A 20,976-nucleotide genomic window follows, 5' to 3' on the forward strand; every position below is an offset into this window, starting at 1 on the left:
TACGCGGATGGACCTACCTCTGGGCAGGGCGTACGGCGGCTTCCTGCGGCTCCACGGCGGCCTCCGCCGGGGCGGCGCTGTCCAGGTGCGCCGTCTCGTCCGCATCCTCCGGCTTTGGCTGGGCCGCCTTGGCCTTCGCCCCGTCCGCGGCGCGGTCCACCTTCTCGGGGGTAACGAATCGATAACCGACGTTCCGGACGGTTCCGATCAGCGACTCGTGCTCGGGCCCGAGCTTCGCGCGCAGTCGCCGTACATGGACGTCGACCGTCCGCGTACCGCCGAAGTAGTCGTAGCCCCAGACCTCCTGGAGCAGCTGGGCGCGCGTGAAGACGCGGCCCGGGTGCTGCGCCAGGTACTTCAGGAGCTCGAACTCCTTGAAGGTGAGATCGAGGACCCGGCCCTTGAGTTTGGCGCTGTACGTCGCCTCGTCCACGGAGAGGTCGCCGTTGCGGATCTCCATCGGGGAGTCGTCGTTGACGATCTGCTGGCGGCCCATTGCGAGCCGCAGGCGTGCCTCGACCTCGGCCGGGCCGGCCGTGTCGAGGAGTACGTCGTCGATGCCCCAGTCGGCGGTGACGGCCGCGAGGCCGCCCTCCGTCACGACGAGGATGAGCGGACAGCCGGGTCCCGTGGAGCGCAGCAGCTGGCACAGGCTGCGGACCTGCGGGAGATCACGTCGTCCGTCGATCAGGATGACGTCGGCACCTGGGGTGTCGACGAGAGCTGGGCCTTCCGCCGGAGCCACGCGCACGTTGTGCAGCAGCAGGCCGAGAGCGGGAAGCACCTCCGTCGACGGCTGAAGGGCGTTGGTGAGGAGCAAGAGAGAACTCATCGCGCCTCACCCGCCTGGGTCGTCCTGCCTTCGTGCACGGTTCGCTCGCCCATAACGTCTGGTTCCTCCTCGGTCCCTGCGAGGACGTTTACGGCACTGCCCTGTACATGCGGCTCCCGCGCCCCTGGGATCCGCTGCGCGTCCGAGGCCCGTACACCTGCGGTTTCCCGCTTCGTATACAACGCTTCTGAAAGCACAAAAGGACCCGGGGGCTACTCTGCCCGAGTCCTCATGCCCAGCAGAATAGCCCACATGAGCTCAGGTCCGGCAGGTCAAGTGACGCGATCTTTCAAGAGTCCACGCCTTGAGACAACGTCGCGCACCCCTTTGCGGAAGTTTCTGCGCACGGTCGACGGGGTGACGATCGACGCCGCCTACGACCCCGGAACGGAGTCGTCCGGTGACCTTGCGTTCATCGTCGCACACGGATTCACGGGTGATCTGGACCGTCCGCACGTCCGCCGCGCGGCCGACGTCCTCGCCCGCAGCGCGGCGGTGGTCACCTTCTCCTTCCGTGGTCACGGCGGATCGGGCGGCCGTTCCACGGTCGGTGACCGCGAGGTCCACGATCTGGCGGCCACGGTCGCCTGGGCGCGGGAACTCGGGCACACCCGGATCGTGACCGTCGGCTTCTCGATGGGCGGCTCGGTGGTGCTCCGGCACGCCGCGCTGTACGGGGAGAAGGGGCCGGGGCCCGGTGGTGAGCCGGTGCCCGGCCGGGAGCACGAGGGGCGCACAGGGGCGCATACGGACGCGGTGGTTTCGGTGAGCGCACCGGCCCGTTGGTACTACCGGGGGACGGCCCCTATGCGGCGGGTGCACTGGCTGGTAACCCGCCCGGAGGGCCGGATCGTGGGCCGGTTCGGTCTGCGGACCCGGATCCACCACCGCGACTGGAACCCGGTGCCGGCGTCCCCGGTCGAGTGCGTTCCGCACATCGCGCCGACCCCGCTCCTCATCGTCCACGGCGACCAGGACGGCTACTTCCCCCTCGACCACCCGCGCATGCTGGCCGAGGCCTCCGGCGGCCACGCCGAACTGTGGCTGGAGCACGGCATGGGGCACGCCGAGAACGCCGCCGCCGACGACCTGCTCACCCGGATCGGGGACTGGGCCGTCACCCACGCGGGCTAGCCTGACGGGGTTCACGCAAACAGACGCGCGGACACCACACACCAGATCGCTGATTGAGGAACGAGATGGCAAAGGGCACGGTGCGTTACTGGGCCGCCGCCAAGGCCGCGGCAGGCGTCGACGACGAGCCGTACGACGCGGACACGCTCGCCGAGGCACTCGACGCGGCCCGCGAGCGACACCCCGGCGAACTCGTCCGCGTCCTGCGGCGATGCTCGTTCCTGATCGACGGTGATCCCGTGGGGACCCGCGGGCATGAGACGGTACGGCTGGCCGAGGGCGGCACGGTCGAGGTGCTCCCGCCGTTCGCAGGAGGGTGAGCGAGACGATGAGCAACCAGCCGTACGAGGGTCGGCACGAGGGACACGACCCGTATCAGCAACCCCAGCAGCCCCAGCAGCAGGAGCCCCCGCAGCAGCCCGAGTGGCCGCAGCACACCCAGCAGTGGGAGGGGCGGACCTGGGAGACGCAGGCGCAGACGCCGGTCCCCGCGACGGACTCCTCGTATCTGCCTCCGCAGGGGTACCAGACCTACAGCGGGCCCCAGGGGTACGGCGTCGTGGGCGCGCCCCTGCCCCCCGAGGCTCCGGCGCAGCCGTGGACCCCGGCGCACGCGCCGGCCGCCGATGCGGCACCCGGCGCCGACCCCTCCAGCTCCGGCGGCACGCTGCGCGACAGCGGGACCCCTCCCGAGAGCGCGAGCGGGGCCGCCGGGTACGGGCCCGCGACCGTCATCGGCCAGAGCCGGATCACCGACGCCCAGCGTGCACGCGCCGAGGGACGGTCGCCGATCATCGAGCCGGGGATGCAGCCGGCCGCGCTGACGGCGCTGCTCGCGCTGCTGCTCTCCGGGGCGGCGGCCATCGGGGAGTACGCGCTCGTCGTCCCCCTCGTCCTGCTCCAGGCCGTCACGGCGGCGGGCTGGTTCCGGCTGAACGGGATGTGGCCCGCCCGGCAGGGCATCGCGCTGGCGTTCCTGGGCGCGGTGACCGCCGACGTGGCACTGCTCGCGGCCGGCCGGGAGAACGCGCCCGCCGCGATCCTCGGCACCCTCGGTGTGTGGGTCCTGCTGACCCTCGTGCTGCAGTTGCGCAGCCACGCCGACCCGGACACCCGGATGTACGGCCTGATGGCGACCGTCGTCTCCGCGGCTCTGTCGATCATCGCGGCCGGGCATCTGGCGGCCGAGCCGGACGCCGTGACGGTGGGCGCCGCCGCGGTCGCCGTGGCGATCCTGGCCCGCGCGCTGCCGCTGCCCACGGCGGCCTCCGTGGTCGTCGCGCTGCTGGCCGCCGCGGGCGCCGGTATCGCGGTCGGCGGGATGACGGACCTGGGCACGCAGGGCGCCTTCCTGGGCCTCGGCGCGGGTGCCTGCGCGCTGATCGGGCACCGGGTGGCCGGCTACGACTACCCGTCGCGGTTCGTCCACTTCACCGCGGGCGTCGCGCTGCCGCTGGCCGCCGCCGCCCCGGCGGTCTACCTGCTGGGCCGCGCGCTGGGCTGATCGCATCCCGTCGGCCGGATCCGGTCGACGGGATGCGCCGAATCGTCACAGGTGATCGACAACCACCTTCAAGGGCCCCCGATTCGGGGGCCCTTCGGGGTTAGGCTCGCGCTCGGCGGCCACTCGGCCGTTCAGACGGGGCCGTCCCAGGTGGGGGAACATCGAGCATGCGAGCACTGCGAATAACCCTGATCCTCGTAGTCGTTCTCGGCGGTCTGTTCGTGCTCGCCGACCGGGTTGCGGTCGGGTTCGCGGAGGACGAGGCGGCCGGTCGGATCAAGAGCACCGAGGGCCTCGCGACCACCCCCGACGTGTCCATCGAGGGCTTTCCCTTCCTCACCCAGGTCGTCGGCGGCGAACTCGACGACGTGAAGATCGGCATCAAGAGCTACGAGGCGTCGACAGGCGGCACGGGCTCCTCCGCAGGCACCATCCGCATCGACGACCTCAACGCCGAGATGCAGGGCGTCGCCTTCAGCGGCGATTACAGCTCCGCCACCGCCGGCAGCGCCACCGGCAGCGCGTCGATCTCGTACGCCGAACTGCTCAAGGCCGCGCGGTCCGGGCCCGAGGACGTGGCGCCCGGCGTCACGGCCCAGGTCATCGGCCTCTCCGACGGCGGCAACGGCAAGATCAAGGTCACCGTCTCGGGAACTGTCCTCGGCACCAAGCTGCCCGAGCCGGTCTCGGTGCTCAGCTCCGTGACCGTCTCCGGCGACACCGTGAAGGTGCACGCCGACTCGCTGCCCAAGCTGGGCGTCCAGCTCGCCGAGGGCCGGATCCGCTCCATCACCGACTTCCAGCAGAAGATCGAGCAACTGCCCGGCGGCATCAAGCTCGACAAGGTCCAGGCGGCCCCGGGCGGCGTCGAGATCTCGGTGAAGGGTTCGGACGTCAGGCTGGTCGGTTAGAAGGCACTCCTGCCGGACCAGGCCCGAAGAAGTCCTGTCGAACCGGTCCGGGCCGGTTCGGCGTGAAGGTTCTGCCGGGAGGGACCGGTGGAACGGCCCGGTGGCAGGCCCCGTCGAGGGTGGGTGTCCGAAAGGCGAGACGGCCCTGTCCGTACCGCAGATGCGCCGTCGAAGTGATGACCGAAGGAGCCCCCCGGAATCCGTGCGGGCCGGGCTTCGACGGCCTTCGCGTATCACAGTGCGGACGATCGCGTCTCAGCATCCGACACGCCGGTGACATGCCCGCCTGTCCGTCCCTACGATCGGACCCATGAAGCGACAGGCGGACCTCACGAAGCGGCGGGCAGTAGACCTGTGCCGCGTCGCCGCCATGCTCTGTCGCACCTTCTGAGCGGAAGCGTTCCCGCCTTCCGCGAGCCGGGCCCCTGGACCTCTCTTGTCCGGGCCACCATTGCGCCGCGCAGCCCTCACCGGCATGCAGCACCGCGCACCCTCTCCAACGCACCACCCCGCCGCAACTGCCCCGGAGGAGAACGAGCATGAGCCGCAGCGACGTCCTGGTAGACGCCGATTGGGTCCAGGACCACCTGGACGACCCGAACGTGGCCGTCGTCGAGGTCGACGAGGACACGTCGGCGTACGAGAAGAACCACATCAAGAACGCCATCAGGATCGACTGGACCAAGGACCTCCAGGACCCGGTCCGCCGTGACTTCATCGACCAGGAGGGCTTCGAGAAGCTCCTCTCCTCGAAGGGCATCGGCAACGACACGCTGGTCGTCCTCTACGGCGGCAACAACAACTGGTTCGCGTCCTACGCCTACTGGTACTTCAAGCTCTACGGCCACGAGAACGTGAAGCTGCTCGACGGCGGCCGCAAGAAGTGGGAGCTCGACTCCCGCGACCTGGTCGACGGCTCGCAGATCCCCGAGCGCGACGCCACCGCCTACAAGGCCAAGGCCCAGAACACCTCGATCCGCGCCTTCCGCGACGACGTCGTCGCCGCGATCGGTTCGCAGAACCTGGTCGACGTCCGGTCGCCCGACGAGTTCAGCGGCAAGCTGCTCGCCCCGGCGCACCTGCCGCAGGAGCAGTCGCAGCGTCCGGGCCACGTCCCGAGCGCCCGCAACATCCCGTGGTCGAAGAACGCCAACGACGACGGCACCTTCAAGTCGGACGACGAGCTCAAGGAGCTCTACGCCGCCGAGCAGGTCGACCTCGCCAAGGACACGATCGCCTACTGCCGCATCGGTGAGCGTTCCGCGCTCACCTGGTTCGTGCTGCACGAGCTCCTCGGTGTGCAGAACGTCAAGAACTACGACGGCTCCTGGACCGAGTACGGCTCGCTCGTCGGCGTGCCGATCGAGCTCGGCGCCAACAAGTAACCCTCAAGGCCTGAAGGACGGAATCGAAATATGTGTGGAGCGAAGGCCGGCGGCCCCGACGCCTCGACGATCAAGCCCGGTGAGACCACGATCCAGGGTCAGGTGACCCGCGACGGCGAGCCGGTGACGGGCTACGTCCGTCTCCTGGACTCGACCGGCGAGTTCACGGCGGAGGTCCCCACCTCCGCGACGGGTCAGTTCCGCTTCTACGCGGCCGAGGGCACCTGGACCGTCCGCGCGCTGGTCCCCGGTGGCACCGCCGACCGCACGGTCGTCGCCCAGACGGGCGGCCTCGCCGAGGTCGCGATCGCCGTCTGAACGGCGGACCGCCGTCCGTGACGGCAGTCGACTGAACGGCCGAAGGGCCGCACCCCCGGGGGTTGGACGCTTTCCGGATCGGGGTGCGGCCCTTCGGCTTGCCCTCCGCGGCCGCCCCGGCCCCCGCCCCGGCCCCCGCCCCGGCCCCCGCCCCGGCCCCCGTCCCGGCCCCGACGTGGCCGCCGACACTGCGCCGGACGGGTTGTCCGGGCCTACGCTGGTGGTATGTACGCGCGCAGGCGTCATCTGTACTTCGCCATGATGGGGACGTGCATCGTGCTGTTCGTCCTCGCCTGGGCAGTAGTACGGCTGTGGTCGGTTCCCGTGGCCGTCGGAATGTGTGTGGTGGCCATGCTGATACCGCCGGTGGCCGCGATGGTGGCCAACCGGCGGGGGCCGGAGGACCGATGGTGGGACGACCCGTCCGGGGACCCGAAGTCCGACGAGTGGTGGGACGAGCTGGACGGCAAGAAACGACGGCAGCAGTAGGGCCGCGGCAGTAGGGCGGCAGCAGTAGGGCGGCGGCAGTAGAGCGGCAGCACGGAAAACGGCGGAAGCAGGAGCGGAAAAGGCGTCTATGTCGCGTACGAGGTTGTCCACCGTGGTGCTCGACGCGCCCGACGCCCATGAACTGGCCGACTTCTACCGGAGGCTGCTCGGATACGAGGTGCGCGCCGAGGAGCCCGACTGGGTGCTCATCGGCCCGCCGTTCGGCGGGGTCGCGCTCGCCTTCGAGACCGAGCCGCTCTACACCCCGCCGGTATGGCCCGCGGGTCCCGGTGACCAGCGGATGATGCTCCATCTCGACATCGAGGTCGACGACCTGGCCGAGGAGACCGCCCACGCCGTCGAGCAGGGCGCCCGGCTAGCCGACCATCAGCCGCAGGAGGACGTACGGGTGCTGTTCGACCCGGCGGGCCACCCCTTCTGTCTCTGGGTGGACACGCGCGGGCGGCGCAGACGCGGTCAGTAGAGGCGCGCGGACCCCGCCGGCGCCCCCGTCAGCGGACCGGCGGTCAGTAGACCAGCGCCTGCGTCCCGTCCGCCATCGCCTCCTGCACGAACACCTGCGCACCCGCGATCCGTACGCCCTCCAGGACGTCCTTCTCCGTGATGTCGCGCCGGGCCGCGCACTGGGTGCACAAGGTGATGGCCCCGGCCGCCAGGATCGAGTCGATCAGATCGGGCAGCGGCGCCGCGTGCGGCAGTTCGAACTCGGCGGCGCGGCCCGGCAGCGCGAACCACGCGGACTCGCCGGTCAGCCAGAGGGAGACCTCCACGCCACTGGCCACGGCCACCGCCGCGACGGTGAACGCCTGTGAGCAGCGCTCCGGGGCATCGGCCCCCGCCGTCACCTTGATCACGAGCTTGTTCGCCATGGCCGCCATGGTAGTCCGAGGTAATCCGAATCGTGATCAACGTCCGTGCAACCCCATGTGCGGGCCATGGGTCTCCTGTGCGCGCGGATACGGAATCCGTGCTTCACGTTCGTGGGGGGACGTCTTGGTAGTACCCGAAGGATCCGAAACACCGGAAAGACCGAGCGTGCCCGAGGTTGCGCCGATTACTGATTCCGGTACGACACCTCGTGATCCCGTACAACCCGCAGAGCCCGCGCCGGCCGAGGAATCCCCGGCACCGGTGTCGAGTCCGGCGCCGGCCGCGACAGCGGCGGAGCCGGATGAACCTGTGGCGTCCGCCGAGCAGTTGGCTCCCGTGATGTCCGAGTCCGCCGAGGCGGAATCCTCCGTTGCGCCGGATGACGCTCCGTCAGTGCCGCGGGCTCGTCGGCGCGGTCGCACGACTCTGCTCATCGCCACGGCCGCCGTGCTCGGTCTGGTCGCCGGTACCTGCACCGGATACCTGGTCCAGGCCGACCGCGAGCCCACCAAACTGCCCTCGCTGTCGCAGCCGGTGGTCGCCCAGGCCAAGGGCGCCGGCCCCGAGCCGCTGTCCGCCGCCCAGGACCACCGGGTGAAGACGGACGGCGACCTGCGCAAGCTGCTGCTTCCTCGGCCGAAGGGCACGAGGGAGGGCGATTGGGTGGGCGACGACGGCTGGATGAATCTGACGGAGTACGCGGACTCCTACAAGAAGCCGGCCGGCGCCTTCGCCAACCTCCTCGCCGACCAGTTCCGCCGCGCGGCCGTCGTCAGCTGGGAGCAGGGCGGCACGTACTCCGTGGAGATCCGCCTGGTGCAGTTCCGCCAGGAGGAGACCCTCAAGGCCTCCGAGGCCGCCGACAACGGGTACTACTGGGCGGAAAAAGAGGCTGGTACCCGCAGCTGGCCCGTACCCGGCACCGGGGACGGGATGGCGTACGTCCACACCCGGCCCGACACGAAGCCGGGCTACCTGCCGATGTACTCGGCCGAGGCGCACGCCTGGCGCGGCGACATCGCCATGGAGGTCTGGATCTACGACACCAAGCCGATTCCCAAGGACAAGATCATGGATCTGGCCAAGCGACAGGTGGGGCGACTGTGAGCGAGAGCCCCATCGAGAACCGCGCCGAGAACCCTGACCAGGACCTCGCCGAGCTCCCCGGGGAGCCGGCCGGTGGGTCCGTCGCGCCCAGGAGGCGGTTGCGCCCCGGCCGTATCGCCGCCGTCTCCGGTGCTGTCCTGCTGGTCGCCGCGGTGCTCGGTGGCGTCGGCTGCACCGTCGTGACCGTGGACGGGGCCGACCACGATCCGGGGAAGCCCACCTGGCGTTTCCCGAAGGCCGTGAAGGACAAGGACGAGAAGGCGAAGCCCGCCGCCGGCCTGGCGGGCATGCTCCTGCCCTACGGCGAGAGCTACACGCGCGGTCCGGACCTCGCCGAGTTCGGTTCCCAAGCCGAGTTGAGCGGCAGCCAGGCCGCCGCGCTCCGCAAGGAGGCCATCAGTGACCTGCCGCGCACCCAACGGCGGAAGCTGGAGAAGCGGATCGACGAGGAACGCATCAAGGGCATGGTGATGCGCAGTTATCTGAGCACGGACCCCTACGCGGGCGACCGCAACAAGTCCTTCACCGCGAGCGTCACGCTTTCCCGGATGGAGAACCAACGGACCGTGCGGGAGATCTCGACGGCGCAGAACGAGCTCCTCGACAGGCTGGGGATCTTCCGCAAGGGCCCGAAGATCAAGGGCCACAAGAACGCCGGGTGCTTCCTGCCGTCCAAGGACAGTGCCTGGAAGCTCGACATGATGGTCTGCTCCTCGTACGAGGGAGATGTGCTGGTGAGCGCGTCCGTCTCCGGTATCAAGCCGCTGGACGGGCCGGCCGTCGCCCAGTTCTTGGCCGCCCAGCTCGACCGGATCACGGACCCGGGGGAGGCCGTATGACCGAGAACCTTGCTGTGCCCGTCACTTCGGAAGAAGCTCCTGAGGCGTCTGTGCAAACAGCACCGGAAACAGCACCCGAAGCACCTCTGGAAGCACCGTCGCAGACGCCTCCGGAAGCATCGCCTGAAGGGGCGGCGGCCGTGTCTCCGGCCGAACCGCCCCAGGGGGAACCCCCGGTGAAGAAGGATCGCCGAGTCCTGCGGGCCGTGCTGCGCTGGACCGCGGCGACCGTGGTGTTCGCGACGGCCTGCGCGGGCGCCGCGTACGGCATCACGGAGATGCAGCGCACCGCTGTCCCGGGCCTGGCGACCGCGTCCGACGGGCGCTGGAACTACCCCGAGATCCAGTTTCCTCCGCTGCCTTCGGGCAGCCCGCGCCCCTTCGCCGAGGCGAACAAGGCCGGCGTCCACTACGCCGACCTGCGTGCGCTGCTGCTGCCCGCCCCCGCGGGCGCGACGGCCGACAAGGACCTGCGCGGTGCGGACGGCTGGCTGCCGAAGAAGGGCTTCCTCGCCGAGTACGCCTCGAAGGACGACCGCGATCACATCGACGAGCTGCTGACGGACTACGGCCTGCGGCACATCGCCGCCCGCGGCTGGACCACTCCGGACGGCACGCACACCCGGATCTATCTGCTCCGGTTCGACACCGCCGCGGTCGTCGACGAGCTCCAGCAGGATGAGTTCACGAGCTGGGACAGCCCGAAATTCGCGCTGCGCGGCGCAGCCGACGTACACAACGACGAGGCCTTCTCGCACGTCACCCAGCTCGAGGACGTCGCCCGCTACCCGTACATGGAAGCCAAGCCGTACGGCGCCGAGCAGGTCCGGCAGGCGTACCTGGTGGCCGGGGACACCCTCGGCCTGGTGGTGCAGTCCCACAAGGGCTCCGCGAAGGCGGTGCCCTTCCAGCAGACCGTGGTTCTGCAGAGCCAGCTCCTCAACTGAGGGTGACGGGCCTGACAGGGCCCACCTGGAAGAGAGGGCCGGGCCCCGGCCGCGTAAGCTGGGGCCCGGCCTTTGTGTACCTCCCCAGTCCCGGCTGCGCCGGGGCGGGGACCCGTTCCGCTCACCGAGGAGCACCCCGTGGAGATCTTCTTCGAAACCCTGCTGGCCTTGGTCTGCGTCGGCGTGCTCGCCTTCGCCGGACTGACCGTGAAGAAGCTGTACCAGGGCCAGCGCTGACCCCCATCAAGGAACTGCTCAGCTCATGATCGAGATCCCGTCGGACCTCCACAAGGACCTGGTCCCCCTTGTCTTCCTGCTCGGCGACTGGGCCGGAGTCGGTGTCTACGACTTCCCCGGCTCCGAGAAGTGCAACTTCGGGCAGGAGGTCAGCTTCACGCACGACGGGCGGGACTTCCTGGAGTACCGCTCGCACAGCTGGGTGCTCGACGCGGACGGCGAGAAGGTCCGCCCGCTGGAGTCGGAGGCCGGTTTCTGGCGCGTCGACGCCGACCGCAAGGTCGAGGTCGTGATGATCCGCGACACCGGCGTCGCCGAGATCTGGTACGGCGAGCTGGCCGACAAGAAGCCGCAGATCGACCTGGTCACCGATGCCGTGGCCCGTACGGCCACCTCCCGTCCCCACAGCGGCGGCAAGCGACTGTACGGCTATGTGAACAGCGACCTCATGTGGGTCGGTGAGAAGCAGACCCCCGAGGTCGAGCTGCGCCCCTACATGTCCGGGCACCTGAAGAAGGTCGTCACCCCGCAGGACGTCGAGCGCTGGGCAAAGGACCTGCCCGACGACATGCCGGACGACGGGATCGCCTTCTTCAAGTAGGCCGCCGTGCGGTTCGTGAGCCGCCGTGCAGTTCATCAGGTCGGCTCCGACAGGATTCGTCCTAGACTTCCAGTGTGGTGAGCACCGACTGGAAGAGCGACCTCAGGCAGCGCGGCTACCGGCTGACGCCGCAGCGCCAGTTTGTCCTCGAAGCAGTGGACACCCTGGAGCACGCGACCCCCGACGACATCCTCGTGGAAGTGAGGAAGACGGCGTCGGGGGTCAATATTTCCACCGTCTACCGGACTCTGGAGCTTCTGGAGGAGCTCGGGCTGGTCAGCCATGCCCATCTGGGGCACGGCGCACCGACGTACCACCTGGCCGACCGGCACCATCACATCCACCTCGTCTGCCGCGACTGCGAGAACGTCATCGAGGCCGATGTCTCCGTCGCCACCGAGTTCACCGCGAAGCTCCGGGACACCTTCGGCTTCGAGACGGACATGAAGCACTTCGCCATCTTCGGACGCTGCAAGGACTGCCAGGCCCGGAAGACGTGACCGCCGGGGACGCCGGCGAAGGTGACCTCGGAATTGACCCCGTACGAGCACGGATGGTCATCCGGGATCACATTCGGCGATCATGCGGTCCCGGCGCAGAAATAAAATCGGCGACCGCGCGGTCGTAGTGTGTATGTCCATGAAGAGTTCCCTCCTGTCCCTGCCCGGCGCCGTTCCCGCCGAGGGCGTGGACGAAGGCGTCGCCGCCCACTACGGCGACCTGTTCCGTGAACAGCGTGCCCTTGCCGACGGCATCGGCTTCGTGGACCTCTCGCACCGCGGAGTCGTCACCGTCACCGGCGACGACCGGCTGGCCTGGCTGCACCTGCTGCTCACCCAGCACGTCACCGACCTGCCGGCAGGCCGCGCCACCGAGGCGCTGATCCTCTCCGCGAACGGCCACATCGAGCACGCGCTGTACCTCGTGGACGACGGCACGACGGTGTGGATGCACACGGAACCCGGCACCCAGGACGCGCTGATCGCCTACCTGGAGTCCATGAAGTTCTTCTACCGCGTCGAAGTCGCCGACCGCACCGCCGACTTCGCGGTCGTCGAGCTCCCGGCCGGTTCGATCGCCGAGGTCCCCGAAGGCGTCGTCGTCCGCGAGACGCCGTACGGCCGTGATCTCTTCCTTCCTCGCGCGGACCTGGAGTCGTACGCCGAGAAGGCCGGCCCCGCGGCCGGACTGCTCGCCCACGAGGCCCTGCGCGTCGAGCAGCACCGGCCCCGCCTCGGCTTCGAGACCGACCACCGCACCATCCCGCACGAGCTGGGCTGGATCGGTACCGCGGTGCACCTCCAGAAGGGCTGCTACCGCGGTCAGGAGACGGTCGCCCGCGTCCAGAACCTGGGCAAGCCCCCGCGCCGCCTGGTCTTCCTCCACCTCGACGGCAGCGAGGTCCTTCTGCCTCCGCACGGTACCGAGCTGCGCCTCGCGGACGAGGACCCCGACGGCCGCAAGATCGGCTTCATCACCACGTCCGCACGCCATTACGAACTGGGTCCGATCGCCCTGGCGCTCGTGAAGCGCAACGTGCCACTGGACGCCCCGCTGATGGCGGACTCGACGGCGGCGGCGCAGGAGGTCGTGGTCGAGCCGTAGGGCTCATATCTCCAGGAGAACTCGCACCTGTTGGGTGCTCACATCTCCAAAAGGACGGTGAACGGGCCGTCGTTCGTCAGGGAGACTCGCATCCGGGCGCCGAAACGGCCCGTGGCCACCGTGGCGCCCAGAGCGCGGAGTTGGGCGACGACCTCGTCGACGAGCGGCTCGGCCACATCGCCGGGGGCGGCGGCGTTCCAGGTGGGGCGGCGGCCCTTGCGGGCGTCGCCGTACAGCGTGAACTGGCTGATGACGAGCAGCGGCGCGTCGATGTCGGAGCAGGACCGCTCGTCGGACAGCATCCGAACGGACCAGAGCTTGCGCGCCAGTTGGGCCGCCTTCTCCTTGGTGTCCTCGTGGGTGACCCCGACCAGGACGCACAGGCCCTCGCCGCTGATCTCGCCGACCGTCTCGCCGTCCACGACGACGCTCGCGCCGTCCACCCTCTGCACCACCGCACGCATGCGGACCATGATGCCGTGTCACGGCGCCGTCGCGCGCCGCGGGCCCTTCGCGTGAATTCCAGGGGTAACCAACCCGCCATCTGGGGCTGATCGGGTCACTCGGTCACATAGCGACCATCCGGGGTGGCACCATGCGGGGTGTCGCGGTGCACCCGTTGGGTGGACCGCTGTTCGAGGGGACGGTAGAGGCACATGAGCACATCGAGGACCGGGCAGCAGCCCGGGGCCGTGTCATTGACCCGCACGACCACACGGGCGGAAGGGATGACGGCCCGGCCGCCGGTGCAGCGCACCGACAGCGGCCCGTCGGCGGCCGATCCGGCCGCCCGGCCCGGTATCGCCGTGCTCCGGCTGCCCGAACTGCGGACGCTGCGCCGGGACGCCCAGCGGGACGAGGCCGACCTCAGTTATGTCCGGCGGCTGCTCCAGGGGCGTATCGACATCCTGCGCGCGGAGCTCGCGCGCCGCGGGGAGCGCCGGATGACCGGCCCGGCCTCCGGGCACCTGTCGCTCGTGGACCGGGGGAACCCGTCCGTCGTCGAGCGGCTCTCGGAGATCCTGACGGACGCTCCGGCCCGGTACCGCTCCTCGGCCCGTCATGTGACGGTGGGCACGCCGCACGGCGAGCAGTACCGGGCGCTGGCCGCCGACATGCTCGCCGAGGTGGAGCTGTCGGACCTGGCCGCGCGGACGGACGAAGAGCTGGTCGCGGGCCTGGGGCGGCTCGTCCGCTATGAGCAGCAGGTCTCCCGGCAGCGCCAGCAGCTTCAGCGCACGGCCGACGATTGCAGCGCCGAGATCGCCCGCAGGTACCGTGAAGGCGAAGCACAAGTAGACGACCTGCTCATGTGACGTGGCGGCCCCGGCGATCCCGGGGCCGAGGGGTGCGCCGGAATCCAGGGGCGCGTTTCCGCTCCGCGCAGGCGGGGGTGTGGACCGGGACACGACCCGGCCGATGCCTTCCGAGCGGGTCCCCGTTCCGGAAGGCAACCGCCGATGTCCGTAGCTCCCAGCACGCCCGAAGGCTCGCCCATAGCCGACGCGATACCGCGTATACCGGGTGCCACCGGCACACCGGGCACCCCCGGCACCACCACCTCCCCCGGCGCAGCCGGTGCGCCAGGCACTTCCGGCACTTCCAGCACCCCCGGCACCACCACCTCCCCCGGCGCAGCCGGTGCGCCAGGCACTTCCGGCACTTCCAGCACCTCCGGCACCCCCAGCGCGGCCGGTGCGCCCGGCACCCCCGGCACGACTCGTACGCCCGGCGCCGCCCCTGCTCCCGCTGTACCCCGCGTGCTCCCGGTTCTCGCCGAGGTCGTGCGGTCCGGCTTCGTCGAGGGCCGCCACCGCGGCAGCCTGGTGGTGCTGGCCGCTGACGGGACGGTCGAGCTGGCGCTCGGCGAGGTGACGGCGCCGGTCTTCCCCCGCTCGTCGAACAAGCCCATGCAGGCCGCGAGCGTCCTGCGCGCGGGCCTGGACCTGGCAGGGGAACGCCTCGCCCTCGCCGCCGCGAGCCACTCCGGCGAGACCTTCCACCGTGACCTGGTCCAGAAGATGCTCGTCGAGCACGGACTGACCTCCGGGCAGCTCCAGTGCCCGGTGGACCTTCCGCTGGACCCGGTGGAGGCCGAGACCTATCTCGCCTCCGGTGCCGTCCGCGACCGGGTCACCATGAACTGCTCGGGCAAGCACACGGCGATGCTCGCGGTGTGCTTGCAGCGCGGCTGGCCCACCGAGTCGTACCTCGATCCCGGGCACCCCCTCCAACAGCTGATCCACTCCGTGGTCGAGGAGAACGCCGGGGAGACCGTCGCCGCGGTCGGCACGGACGGCTGCGGGGCGCCGCTGATGGCCATCACTCTCACGGGTCTCGCCCGTGCCTTCCGCTCCTTCGTCCTCGCGGCCCCCGGTTCCGCCGAGCGCCGCGTCGCCGACGCCATGCGCACTCACCCCGAGTACGTCGCCGGCACCCGGCGCCCCGACACCTGGCTGATGCGCGAGATCCCGGGAGCCCTCTCCAAGATGGGCGCCGAAGCCGTCCAGGCGGTCGCGCTGCCCGACGGCCGTGCCCTCGCCTTCAAGATCGACGACGGCGGGGGCCGGGCACTGGGCCCCGTCCTGGCCCGCGCGCTGGGCCTGCTGGGCGTGGACGCGCCCGTGGTGACGAGGATCGGCAGCGCACCCCTGCTGGGCGGCGGCCGCGAGGTGGGCGAGATCCGGGCGGCTTTCTGAGGAGAGGACGCGGTAGGGGCCGGAGGGACCCCCCGGAAATCCGGGCGACACCCCCGACGACGTCCGCCTAGCGTGGCCCCATGACCCCGCACGACGCCATCGATGCCATCGACACCATCGACGTACGACCGATCAGCGCCTCCGACATCCCGGACTGGCTGCGCGCGCTGAAAACGGGGTTCCTGCGGCCGCCGGACGTCTCGGAGCAGGAGGCCGAGGCGCGGGCGCCGGCGATCATCTCGTCGAGGACACTCGGGGCGTTCGACGGCTCCCGCTGTGTCGCGACGTTCAGGTCGTTCCCGCAGGAGCTCACCGTGGTCGGCGGAGCGGCCGTTCCCGCGGACGCTATCTCCAATGTCACCGTCTCTCCCACGCACCGCCGCCGGGGCCTGCTCACCCGCATGATGAACGCCGACCTGGCGGCGGCGAGGCAGCGCGGCGATGTCGTCGCGACGCTCATCGCCGCCGAGTACCCGATCTACGGCCGCTACGGCTTCGGCCCCGTCACCACCACCGCCCAGTGGACCGTCGACGTACCGCGCACCGGTCTCGACCCCCGCTGGGCGGGCCCGGCCGACGGCGGCCGCATCGACCTCGTGGACGCCGAGGACGTCCGCAAGGCGGGCCCCGAACTGCACGAACGGTTCCGGCGTGGCCGGCCGGGCGCGGTGAGCCGCGACGCCCGCTGGTGGCAGGTCGACACCGGCCTGCTGCGGCTCGGCGGCGACCCCTGGAAGGAACCGTTCTACGCCGCGTACCGTTCGGCGTCCGGCGAGATCGAGGGCCTGGTCTCCTACACGTCGGACGACAACTGGGGCGACTCCAACCAGCCCCGGAACACGGCGGACGTGAACTGGCTGCTCGCGGTGACACCGGCGGCCGAGCGCGCCCTCTGGCAGTACCTCTGCTCGATCGACTGGATCACCCGGGTCAAGACCGGCCGACGCGCCCCCGACGACCTGCTCCCGCACTTCCTGCCGGACCCGCGCGCCGCTCGTATGGCCAGCCAGTCCGACTGGCTCTGGGTGCGGATCCTGGATGTCGTACGGGCTCTGGAGGCGCGGACGTACGGTGCTGCCGGGACGCTCGTGCTGGACGTGACGGACGAGAGCGGGCCGGACGGCGGCCGTTATCGGCTCCAGGCCGCGTCGGACGGCACGGCGACCTGCGCACCGACCACCGAGGGGGCCCAACTGTCCCTCTCCATAGCCGACTTGGCGACGCTGTGGCTCGGGGACGAGTCCGCGGTACGGCTGGCGGCGCTGGGCCGGGTCGGGGAACGGCAAGAGGGCGCCGCCTCCGTGGCCGACGCCCTGCTGCGGACGTCCAGGCGACCGTGGTGCCCGGACATCTTCTGAACTGCTGCTGCCGGTAGGGAGGTTCTCCTTCCACGCGGGTGCCGATGCCGACTGCTGATCCGTAGCGATTCAGTTGTGGTTGTGGTGGTGCGGGTTGGTGCGGTGGTGCGGACTGACCGAGCTCCCGGCTCCCCTCCGGAAGGGAGCACGGTCAGCCGGACTGGCGGACGGTGGCGTCCGGTCAGCCGGACTGGGCGAGCAGCATCACGAGGATCACGGCCCCGATGCCGCTGACGGTGGTGTTCCGGGCCTTGAGCCCGACGGACAGCGCGACGAACGCGACGATGCCCATCGGCCCGTACTCCCACTGGATGAGGTTCTCGAATCCGATGGCCAGGGCGGCGACGGCGAGGGCGACGAGCGGCATGACGGTCCCTCCTTGGGGACGGGGAGGCGGACCCCCGCTGAGGACCGTCCGCCCGACCGCCCGACGCACAGGCGGAGCCTCGGCGGCCAACCCTCCGGAAGTTTGACCACGTTGTGCAAGTTGGCGACCAACTCACTCTTACTTATCTCCGTGTTGGGACGACTCATAACCACCTATCTGGCAACTGCCCAAAGATGGCGGGAAGTTGTAGGGTTCTGGTTGTGGAGCCGGAGCATGCCGCCGTCAACGGGCGGAACAGGTCACCACGGCCGCCGAGGTCACACCGTGAGGTGGCCGACGAGCTGCGCAGCCGGATCAGGTCCGGTCAGCTGCGGGCCGGCCGGCGCATGCCGACCCAGGCCAAACTGGCCGACGAGTTCGGCGTCGAACGCGGCGCGGTGCGCCAGGCGCTGCGGATCCTTCAGGCGGAGCGGCTGCTCGTCAATATGTCCAAGGGGAGCCCGGCGACGGTCGCGGACCATCCCGAGAGGGCTCTGACCGGGCCGGAAGCCCAGCCGGAGTCCACCATGGTGGCGCTCGCCCCACGGATCACGGCGGCCTTCGCGGTCCCGCACGTGGAGATCGACGCCCTGTGCCTGACCGCCGTGTCGCTCACCCTCGCCATGGGTGAGCCGTTGCGCGAGATTCACGCGGGGCGGATAGAACCGGCCGGCGTCGACGTCCGGGTGCTGTTTCCCTTCGGGCGGGGAGTGGGACTGCGGGACACCACGTTCGTGGACCAGTCACACCTGGGGTTCAACGCGTTGTGGGAGACCATCGGTTCCGAGCTGCTGTTCACGAACTGATGGCCGGCCCCGCGACCAGCAGGGCCAGCACGACAGCCCCGATGGAGCTGCACGTGGGGTTCTTCTCCTTGATCCCGATGGTGAGCAGCAGCAGTCCGACGATGCCCGTCGGTCCGTACTGCCATTGAACGAGTTGCTCGAAGCCGACGGCGAAGACGGCGGAGAGGAGGGCGATGGCGGGCATGGTGGTTCCTCCTGCTTCTTCAGAGACCTGCTCGGGGTGGTGGGCGCCACGGATGGGCAAGAGGAGGCATAACTTCCACCATCTTGGCCAAGTTGGTAACCAACTCTGACTAAGTTGTCCCCACTTGGCGAGTGTCCATAAACAACTTTCGAATAACTCCCCGTAGATGGGGGAGAGTTGTACCGTTTGGTCGTGACTCAGGAGAACGTTGTGGTGAGTGACAGCAGCAGAAGGCTTTCGCCCCAGCAGATCGCCGACGTCCTGCGGGAGCGCATCCGCACCGGCGAGCTGAAGGCCGGCGACCGTCTGCCCACCCAGGCGGAACTGGCCGACGAGTTCGGCGTCGAGCGCGGCACGGTCCGGCTGGCCCTGCGCGAGCTGCAGGAGGGCGGCCTGCTCAGCAACGTCAGCAAGGGCAGTCCGCCACGGATCGCGGAGGTCGCTCCCACCCGGAACGGACCGCAGCCGACGATGGTGGGCCTCGCCCCCCGTCTCGCCGAGGCGTTCTCCGTGCCCCATGTGCGGATCGACGCGGCCTGCCTCACCGCGGAGACGCTGATGGTGGCGCTCAGTGAGCCGGTCCGCCAGATCCACGACGGCAGGATCCACCCGGAGCGCATCGACGTCCGGATCCTGCTGCCCAGCCGGGAGATCAACCTGGCGTTCCCCATCTCCGTCGAGGGCCGCGGCGACGACGACCCGGTCCACGAGCGCTGGCTGCAACAGCGCAACGCCCAGGGACACGTCCTGCGCCACAACCTCCAGTCCCTGCGCTCCTCCCACGGAATCGACGTCCATGTGACCTTCCGGGCGCTCCCGTTCACGCCACCGGTGAAGCTGTACCTGCTCAACGGATCGGAGGCGCTGATCGCGTACTACATGATCACCAGGCGCGAGGAGACCGTGGAGAGCGGAGTCCTGGACATGTACGACGCCCTCGGCTCCGCGTCCCTGCTCTTCTCCTTCGAGAAGCGGGCGGGCGGGCGGGACGCCACGTTCGTGGACGAATCCCAGAAGTGGTTCAACGCCCTCTGGGAAACCATCACCACGGACCTGAAACTCTCCTAGTGACTTCCGATACGACGCAGACTGAAGCAGTGGCGACACAGACAGGGAACCTGCGGGACACGATCACCCAAGCGCGCTTCGTGCTCTTCGACTTCGACGGGCCGGTCTGCCGGCTGTTCGCGGGGCACTCGGCGGAGACGGTGGCGAAGGATCTGGTCGAGTGGCTCGAACGACAGGGGATGCGCGGGCTGCTGACCCCGGAGGAGCGCGTACACCCCGACCCGATGGTGGTTCTGCACGCGGTCGACCGGCGGCATCCGCACAGTGACCTGGTGACCGAGCTGGAGGCCCGGTTCACCCAGCAGGAGCTCAAGGCGGTGGCCAAGGCCTGGCCGACCGCATACGCCGACGCGGTGATACGGACCTGGAGCGCCATCGGCGCCCGGCTGGCGATCACCACCAACAACTCCCCGCACACGGCGACCCGTTACCTGGACAGTCGCGGCCTGGCCGAATGCTTCACGCCCAACATCTACGGCCGCACCCAGGACCTGCACCACCTCAAGCCGGACCCGCACTGCCTCAACCGGGCCCTGAACGCCCTGGGCGCGGCTCCGTCGGAGGCCCTTGTGATCGGCGATGCCCCCTCGGACCTGTACGCGGCCGAGCGGGCCGGGATTCCGTTCCTCGGATACGCGCGTAACGATCGCAAGGAGAAGCTGCTGCGGGACGCCGGAGCCGCGCATTTGGTGACGTCGCTGGAGACCGTGTTGCTGGCGCTGCGGGGTCGGCTCTGAAGGCGTGGGGCGAGCAGCAGGAACAGCGGTGCCGCCCAGCCCGCCGGCCGCGGACGAACGGCCCAGGCACCCGTCGGCGTCATCACGCGGACCTACTTCGGCTCGGTGTGGACGCTCCTGTCGGAGCAGGTGTACAGGAGTTGCTGGGCCGCGCTGGTGAGCTGGGTGTGTGAGGAGACCACCGCGGCGGCGCCCTCGCGTGCCATCCGGAGCCGGCGCTTCCCGTCCTGCGTGTAGCCGATGAACGCCACCCCCGCGGCTCTGGCCGCCCGGAGGTCGGTGAGCTGGTCTCCCACCAGCAGGGCCCGGGAGGGTTCCGGGCAGCCGAGGTCCGCCAGCGCGCGGTGCACCACGTCGGGATGGGGTTTCATGTGGTGTGGTTCGTACGGATCGCGGCCGCAGACCGCGGCGAATCTCGACCGCAGCCCCTTGCCTTCGAGGTAGCTCCGGATCGGTTCCTCGGCGTTGTTGCTCACGATCGCCAGGCGCTTGCCGAGATCGTGCAGAACGTTCAGCAGCGCATCGACGTACGGCGCCGCCACAGCGGACCTCACGGCGGCGTGTTCGTGCCGCGTGAGGATGGTGTTCGCCTGGACCAGGGGCGCTCGGCCGCGAGAGACGGGTGCGTCACCGTCGAGCATGTTCCTGAGGTGGTGCAGGATCCCGTGCGAGTCGTCGCAGTCCTCGACGTCCCGGTCGAGCGCACCCCATTCGTTCCGCGCCACCACCTTGATCTCGTCGGCGATGTGCGCGGTCGGCGTCCTGCCGAACAGGTCGCAGACCGGACCGTCGAAGTCGAGGAGCACCACCTCGGCGTCGTCCAGTACTCGCCGCAGGTTCTCCTCGTCGGACACGCCGCTCAGCAGCCACTTCGCCGTCACCCTGACAGTGTGAACCACGAGACGGTCCGCTCGGTGCGACACGAGGTGTCGTCGCCGTCCGGTACCTCTTTCCGCG

Annotated in this window: 27 protein-coding genes; 21 read left to right on the forward strand and 6 right to left on the reverse strand. The window is 70.0% G+C overall.

Annotation, left to right across the window (positions count from 1 at the left end):
• Positions 1-13: 13 nt before the first annotated feature.
• On the reverse strand, positions 14-832 hold the full coding sequence (locus ACZ4N5_RS36375) for a response regulator transcription factor (RefSeq protein ID WP_355841092.1): 819 nt from the start codon (positions 830-832) through the stop codon (positions 14-16).
• 252 nt (positions 833-1,084) lie between these two features.
• Here ACZ4N5_RS36375 and ACZ4N5_RS36380 point away from each other — a divergent pair, with 252 nt between their 5' ends.
• The 9 genes from ACZ4N5_RS36380 (at position 1,085) to ACZ4N5_RS36420 (ending at position 7,057) form a co-directional block, all read left to right on the forward strand.
• On the forward strand, positions 1,085-1,966 hold the full coding sequence (locus tag ACZ4N5_RS36380) for an alpha/beta hydrolase family protein (protein WP_467761303.1): 882 nt from the start codon (positions 1,085-1,087) through the stop codon (positions 1,964-1,966).
• Positions 1,967-2,031: 65 nt separating this feature from the next.
• The gene (locus ACZ4N5_RS36385; protein ID WP_467761304.1) at positions 2,032-2,286 is read left to right on the forward strand and encodes a MoaD/ThiS family protein; all 255 of its coding nucleotides are present in this window, start codon (positions 2,032-2,034) and stop codon (positions 2,284-2,286) included.
• An 8-nt stretch (positions 2,287-2,294) separates the two neighbouring features.
• Entirely contained in the window at positions 2,295-3,470 is a 1,176-nt protein-coding gene (locus tag ACZ4N5_RS36390) for a hypothetical protein (protein WP_467761305.1), read from the forward strand.
• A 167-nt stretch (positions 3,471-3,637) separates the two neighbouring features.
• Positions 3,638-4,381: an LmeA family phospholipid-binding protein gene (locus ACZ4N5_RS36395; RefSeq protein ID WP_467761306.1), complete on the forward strand. Its 744-nt coding sequence runs from the start codon at positions 3,638-3,640 to the stop codon at positions 4,379-4,381.
• Positions 4,382-4,691: 310 nt separating this feature from the next.
• On the forward strand, positions 4,692-4,772 hold the full coding sequence (locus ACZ4N5_RS36400; protein ID WP_350310325.1) for a putative leader peptide: 81 nt from the start codon (positions 4,692-4,694) through the stop codon (positions 4,770-4,772).
• Positions 4,773-4,920: 148 nt separating this feature from the next.
• Positions 4,921-5,766, forward strand: coding sequence for a sulfurtransferase (locus ACZ4N5_RS36405; protein ID WP_467761307.1), 846 nt, complete (start codon positions 4,921-4,923; stop codon positions 5,764-5,766).
• Positions 5,767-5,796: 30 nt separating this feature from the next.
• Positions 5,797-6,084, forward strand: a complete 288-nt coding sequence (locus tag ACZ4N5_RS36410; RefSeq protein WP_054232391.1) for a DUF1416 domain-containing protein — start codon at positions 5,797-5,799, stop codon at positions 6,082-6,084.
• 225 nt (positions 6,085-6,309) lie between these two features.
• Positions 6,310-6,573: a DUF3099 domain-containing protein gene (locus tag ACZ4N5_RS36415; protein WP_261702082.1), complete on the forward strand. Its 264-nt coding sequence runs from the start codon at positions 6,310-6,312 to the stop codon at positions 6,571-6,573.
• 88 nt (positions 6,574-6,661) lie between these two features.
• The gene (locus ACZ4N5_RS36420; RefSeq protein ID WP_467761308.1) at positions 6,662-7,057 is read left to right on the forward strand and encodes a VOC family protein; all 396 of its coding nucleotides are present in this window, start codon (positions 6,662-6,664) and stop codon (positions 7,055-7,057) included.
• Between the two features lie 43 nt (positions 7,058-7,100).
• Here the strand turns inward: ACZ4N5_RS36420 and ACZ4N5_RS36425 are convergent, their stop codons facing one another.
• Complete coding sequence (locus ACZ4N5_RS36425) at positions 7,101-7,463, reverse strand: DsrE family protein (RefSeq protein ID WP_467761309.1); 363 nt, start codon at positions 7,461-7,463, stop codon at positions 7,101-7,103.
• Positions 7,464-7,857: 394 nt separating this feature from the next.
• Here ACZ4N5_RS36425 and ACZ4N5_RS36430 point away from each other — a divergent pair, with 394 nt between their 5' ends.
• The 6 genes from ACZ4N5_RS36430 (at position 7,858) to ygfZ (ending at position 12,800) form a co-directional block, all read left to right on the forward strand.
• Positions 7,858-8,571 (forward strand): hypothetical protein, encoded by a 714-nt coding sequence (locus tag ACZ4N5_RS36430; RefSeq protein WP_467761310.1) that lies wholly within the window; start codon positions 7,858-7,860, stop codon positions 8,569-8,571.
• Positions 8,568-9,410: a hypothetical protein gene (locus tag ACZ4N5_RS36435; protein ID WP_467761311.1), complete on the forward strand. Its 843-nt coding sequence runs from the start codon at positions 8,568-8,570 to the stop codon at positions 9,408-9,410. The genes ACZ4N5_RS36430 and ACZ4N5_RS36435 overlap by 4 nt, the downstream gene beginning before the upstream one ends.
• On the forward strand, positions 9,407-10,357 hold the full coding sequence (locus ACZ4N5_RS36440) for a hypothetical protein (RefSeq protein ID WP_467761312.1): 951 nt from the start codon (positions 9,407-9,409) through the stop codon (positions 10,355-10,357). Before ACZ4N5_RS36435 ends, ACZ4N5_RS36440 begins: the two co-directional genes overlap by 4 nt.
• Before the next feature lie 262 nt (positions 10,358-10,619).
• Positions 10,620-11,195: a heme-binding beta-barrel domain-containing protein gene (locus tag ACZ4N5_RS36445; protein ID WP_467761313.1), complete on the forward strand. Its 576-nt coding sequence runs from the start codon at positions 10,620-10,622 to the stop codon at positions 11,193-11,195.
• Between the two features lie 74 nt (positions 11,196-11,269).
• Complete coding sequence (locus ACZ4N5_RS36450) at positions 11,270-11,695, forward strand: Fur family transcriptional regulator (protein ID WP_467761314.1); 426 nt, start codon at positions 11,270-11,272, stop codon at positions 11,693-11,695.
• Between the two features lie 139 nt (positions 11,696-11,834).
• On the forward strand, positions 11,835-12,800 hold the full coding sequence (gene ygfZ, locus ACZ4N5_RS36455) for a CAF17-like 4Fe-4S cluster assembly/insertion protein YgfZ (protein WP_467761315.1): 966 nt from the start codon (positions 11,835-11,837) through the stop codon (positions 12,798-12,800).
• A 38-nt stretch (positions 12,801-12,838) separates the two neighbouring features.
• Here the strand turns inward: ygfZ and dtd are convergent, their stop codons facing one another.
• The gene (dtd, locus tag ACZ4N5_RS36460) at positions 12,839-13,264 is read right to left on the reverse strand and encodes a D-aminoacyl-tRNA deacylase (protein ID WP_103552364.1); all 426 of its coding nucleotides are present in this window, start codon (positions 13,262-13,264) and stop codon (positions 12,839-12,841) included.
• Positions 13,265-13,456: 192 nt separating this feature from the next.
• Between dtd and ACZ4N5_RS36465 the strand changes: the two genes are divergently transcribed.
• The 3 genes from ACZ4N5_RS36465 to ACZ4N5_RS36475 all read left to right on the forward strand — a co-directional run bounded on the left by ACZ4N5_RS36465 (position 13,457) and on the right by ACZ4N5_RS36475 (position 16,857).
• The gene (locus ACZ4N5_RS36465) at positions 13,457-14,116 is read left to right on the forward strand and encodes an RsiG family protein (RefSeq protein ID WP_467761316.1); all 660 of its coding nucleotides are present in this window, start codon (positions 13,457-13,459) and stop codon (positions 14,114-14,116) included.
• A 444-nt stretch (positions 14,117-14,560) separates the two neighbouring features.
• Positions 14,561-15,499 (forward strand): asparaginase, encoded by a 939-nt coding sequence (locus tag ACZ4N5_RS36470; RefSeq protein ID WP_467761344.1) that lies wholly within the window; start codon positions 14,561-14,563, stop codon positions 15,497-15,499.
• 80 nt (positions 15,500-15,579) lie between these two features.
• Positions 15,580-16,857 carry a GNAT family N-acetyltransferase gene (locus ACZ4N5_RS36475; RefSeq protein ID WP_467761317.1) on the forward strand — a complete coding sequence of 426 codons (1,278 nt, stop codon included), beginning with the start codon at positions 15,580-15,582 and terminating at the stop codon, positions 16,855-16,857.
• 181 nt (positions 16,858-17,038) lie between these two features.
• Here ACZ4N5_RS36475 and ACZ4N5_RS36480 read toward each other — a convergent pair whose 3' ends face one another.
• On the reverse strand, positions 17,039-17,224 hold the full coding sequence (locus tag ACZ4N5_RS36480) for a hypothetical protein (RefSeq protein WP_467761318.1): 186 nt from the start codon (positions 17,222-17,224) through the stop codon (positions 17,039-17,041).
• A gap of 290 nt (positions 17,225-17,514) precedes the next feature.
• Between ACZ4N5_RS36480 and ACZ4N5_RS36485 the strand changes: the two genes are divergently transcribed.
• On the forward strand, positions 17,515-18,030 hold the full coding sequence (locus ACZ4N5_RS36485) for a winged helix-turn-helix domain-containing protein (protein WP_467761319.1): 516 nt from the start codon (positions 17,515-17,517) through the stop codon (positions 18,028-18,030).
• Here the strand turns inward: ACZ4N5_RS36485 and ACZ4N5_RS36490 are convergent.
• Positions 18,020-18,214, reverse strand: a complete 195-nt coding sequence (locus ACZ4N5_RS36490) for a hypothetical protein (RefSeq protein ID WP_467761320.1) — start codon at positions 18,212-18,214, stop codon at positions 18,020-18,022. The genes ACZ4N5_RS36485 and ACZ4N5_RS36490 overlap by 11 nt on opposite strands.
• Before the next feature lie 186 nt (positions 18,215-18,400).
• Here ACZ4N5_RS36490 and ACZ4N5_RS36495 point away from each other — a divergent pair, with 186 nt between their 5' ends.
• Entirely contained in the window at positions 18,401-19,282 is an 882-nt protein-coding gene (locus tag ACZ4N5_RS36495; protein ID WP_467761321.1) for a GntR family transcriptional regulator, read from the forward strand.
• Entirely contained in the window at positions 19,231-20,019 is a 789-nt protein-coding gene (locus ACZ4N5_RS36500; RefSeq protein ID WP_467761322.1) for an HAD family hydrolase, read from the forward strand. The genes ACZ4N5_RS36495 and ACZ4N5_RS36500 overlap by 52 nt, the downstream gene beginning before the upstream one ends.
• Positions 20,020-20,111: 92 nt before the next feature.
• Here ACZ4N5_RS36500 and ACZ4N5_RS36505 read toward each other — a convergent pair whose 3' ends face one another.
• Positions 20,112-20,900, reverse strand: a complete 789-nt coding sequence (locus ACZ4N5_RS36505) for an HAD family hydrolase (RefSeq protein ID WP_467761323.1) — start codon at positions 20,898-20,900, stop codon at positions 20,112-20,114.
• Positions 20,901-20,976: the final 76 nt, after the last annotated feature.

The sequence above is a fragment of the Streptomyces sp. NPDC026500 genome, from assembly GCF_055567635.1.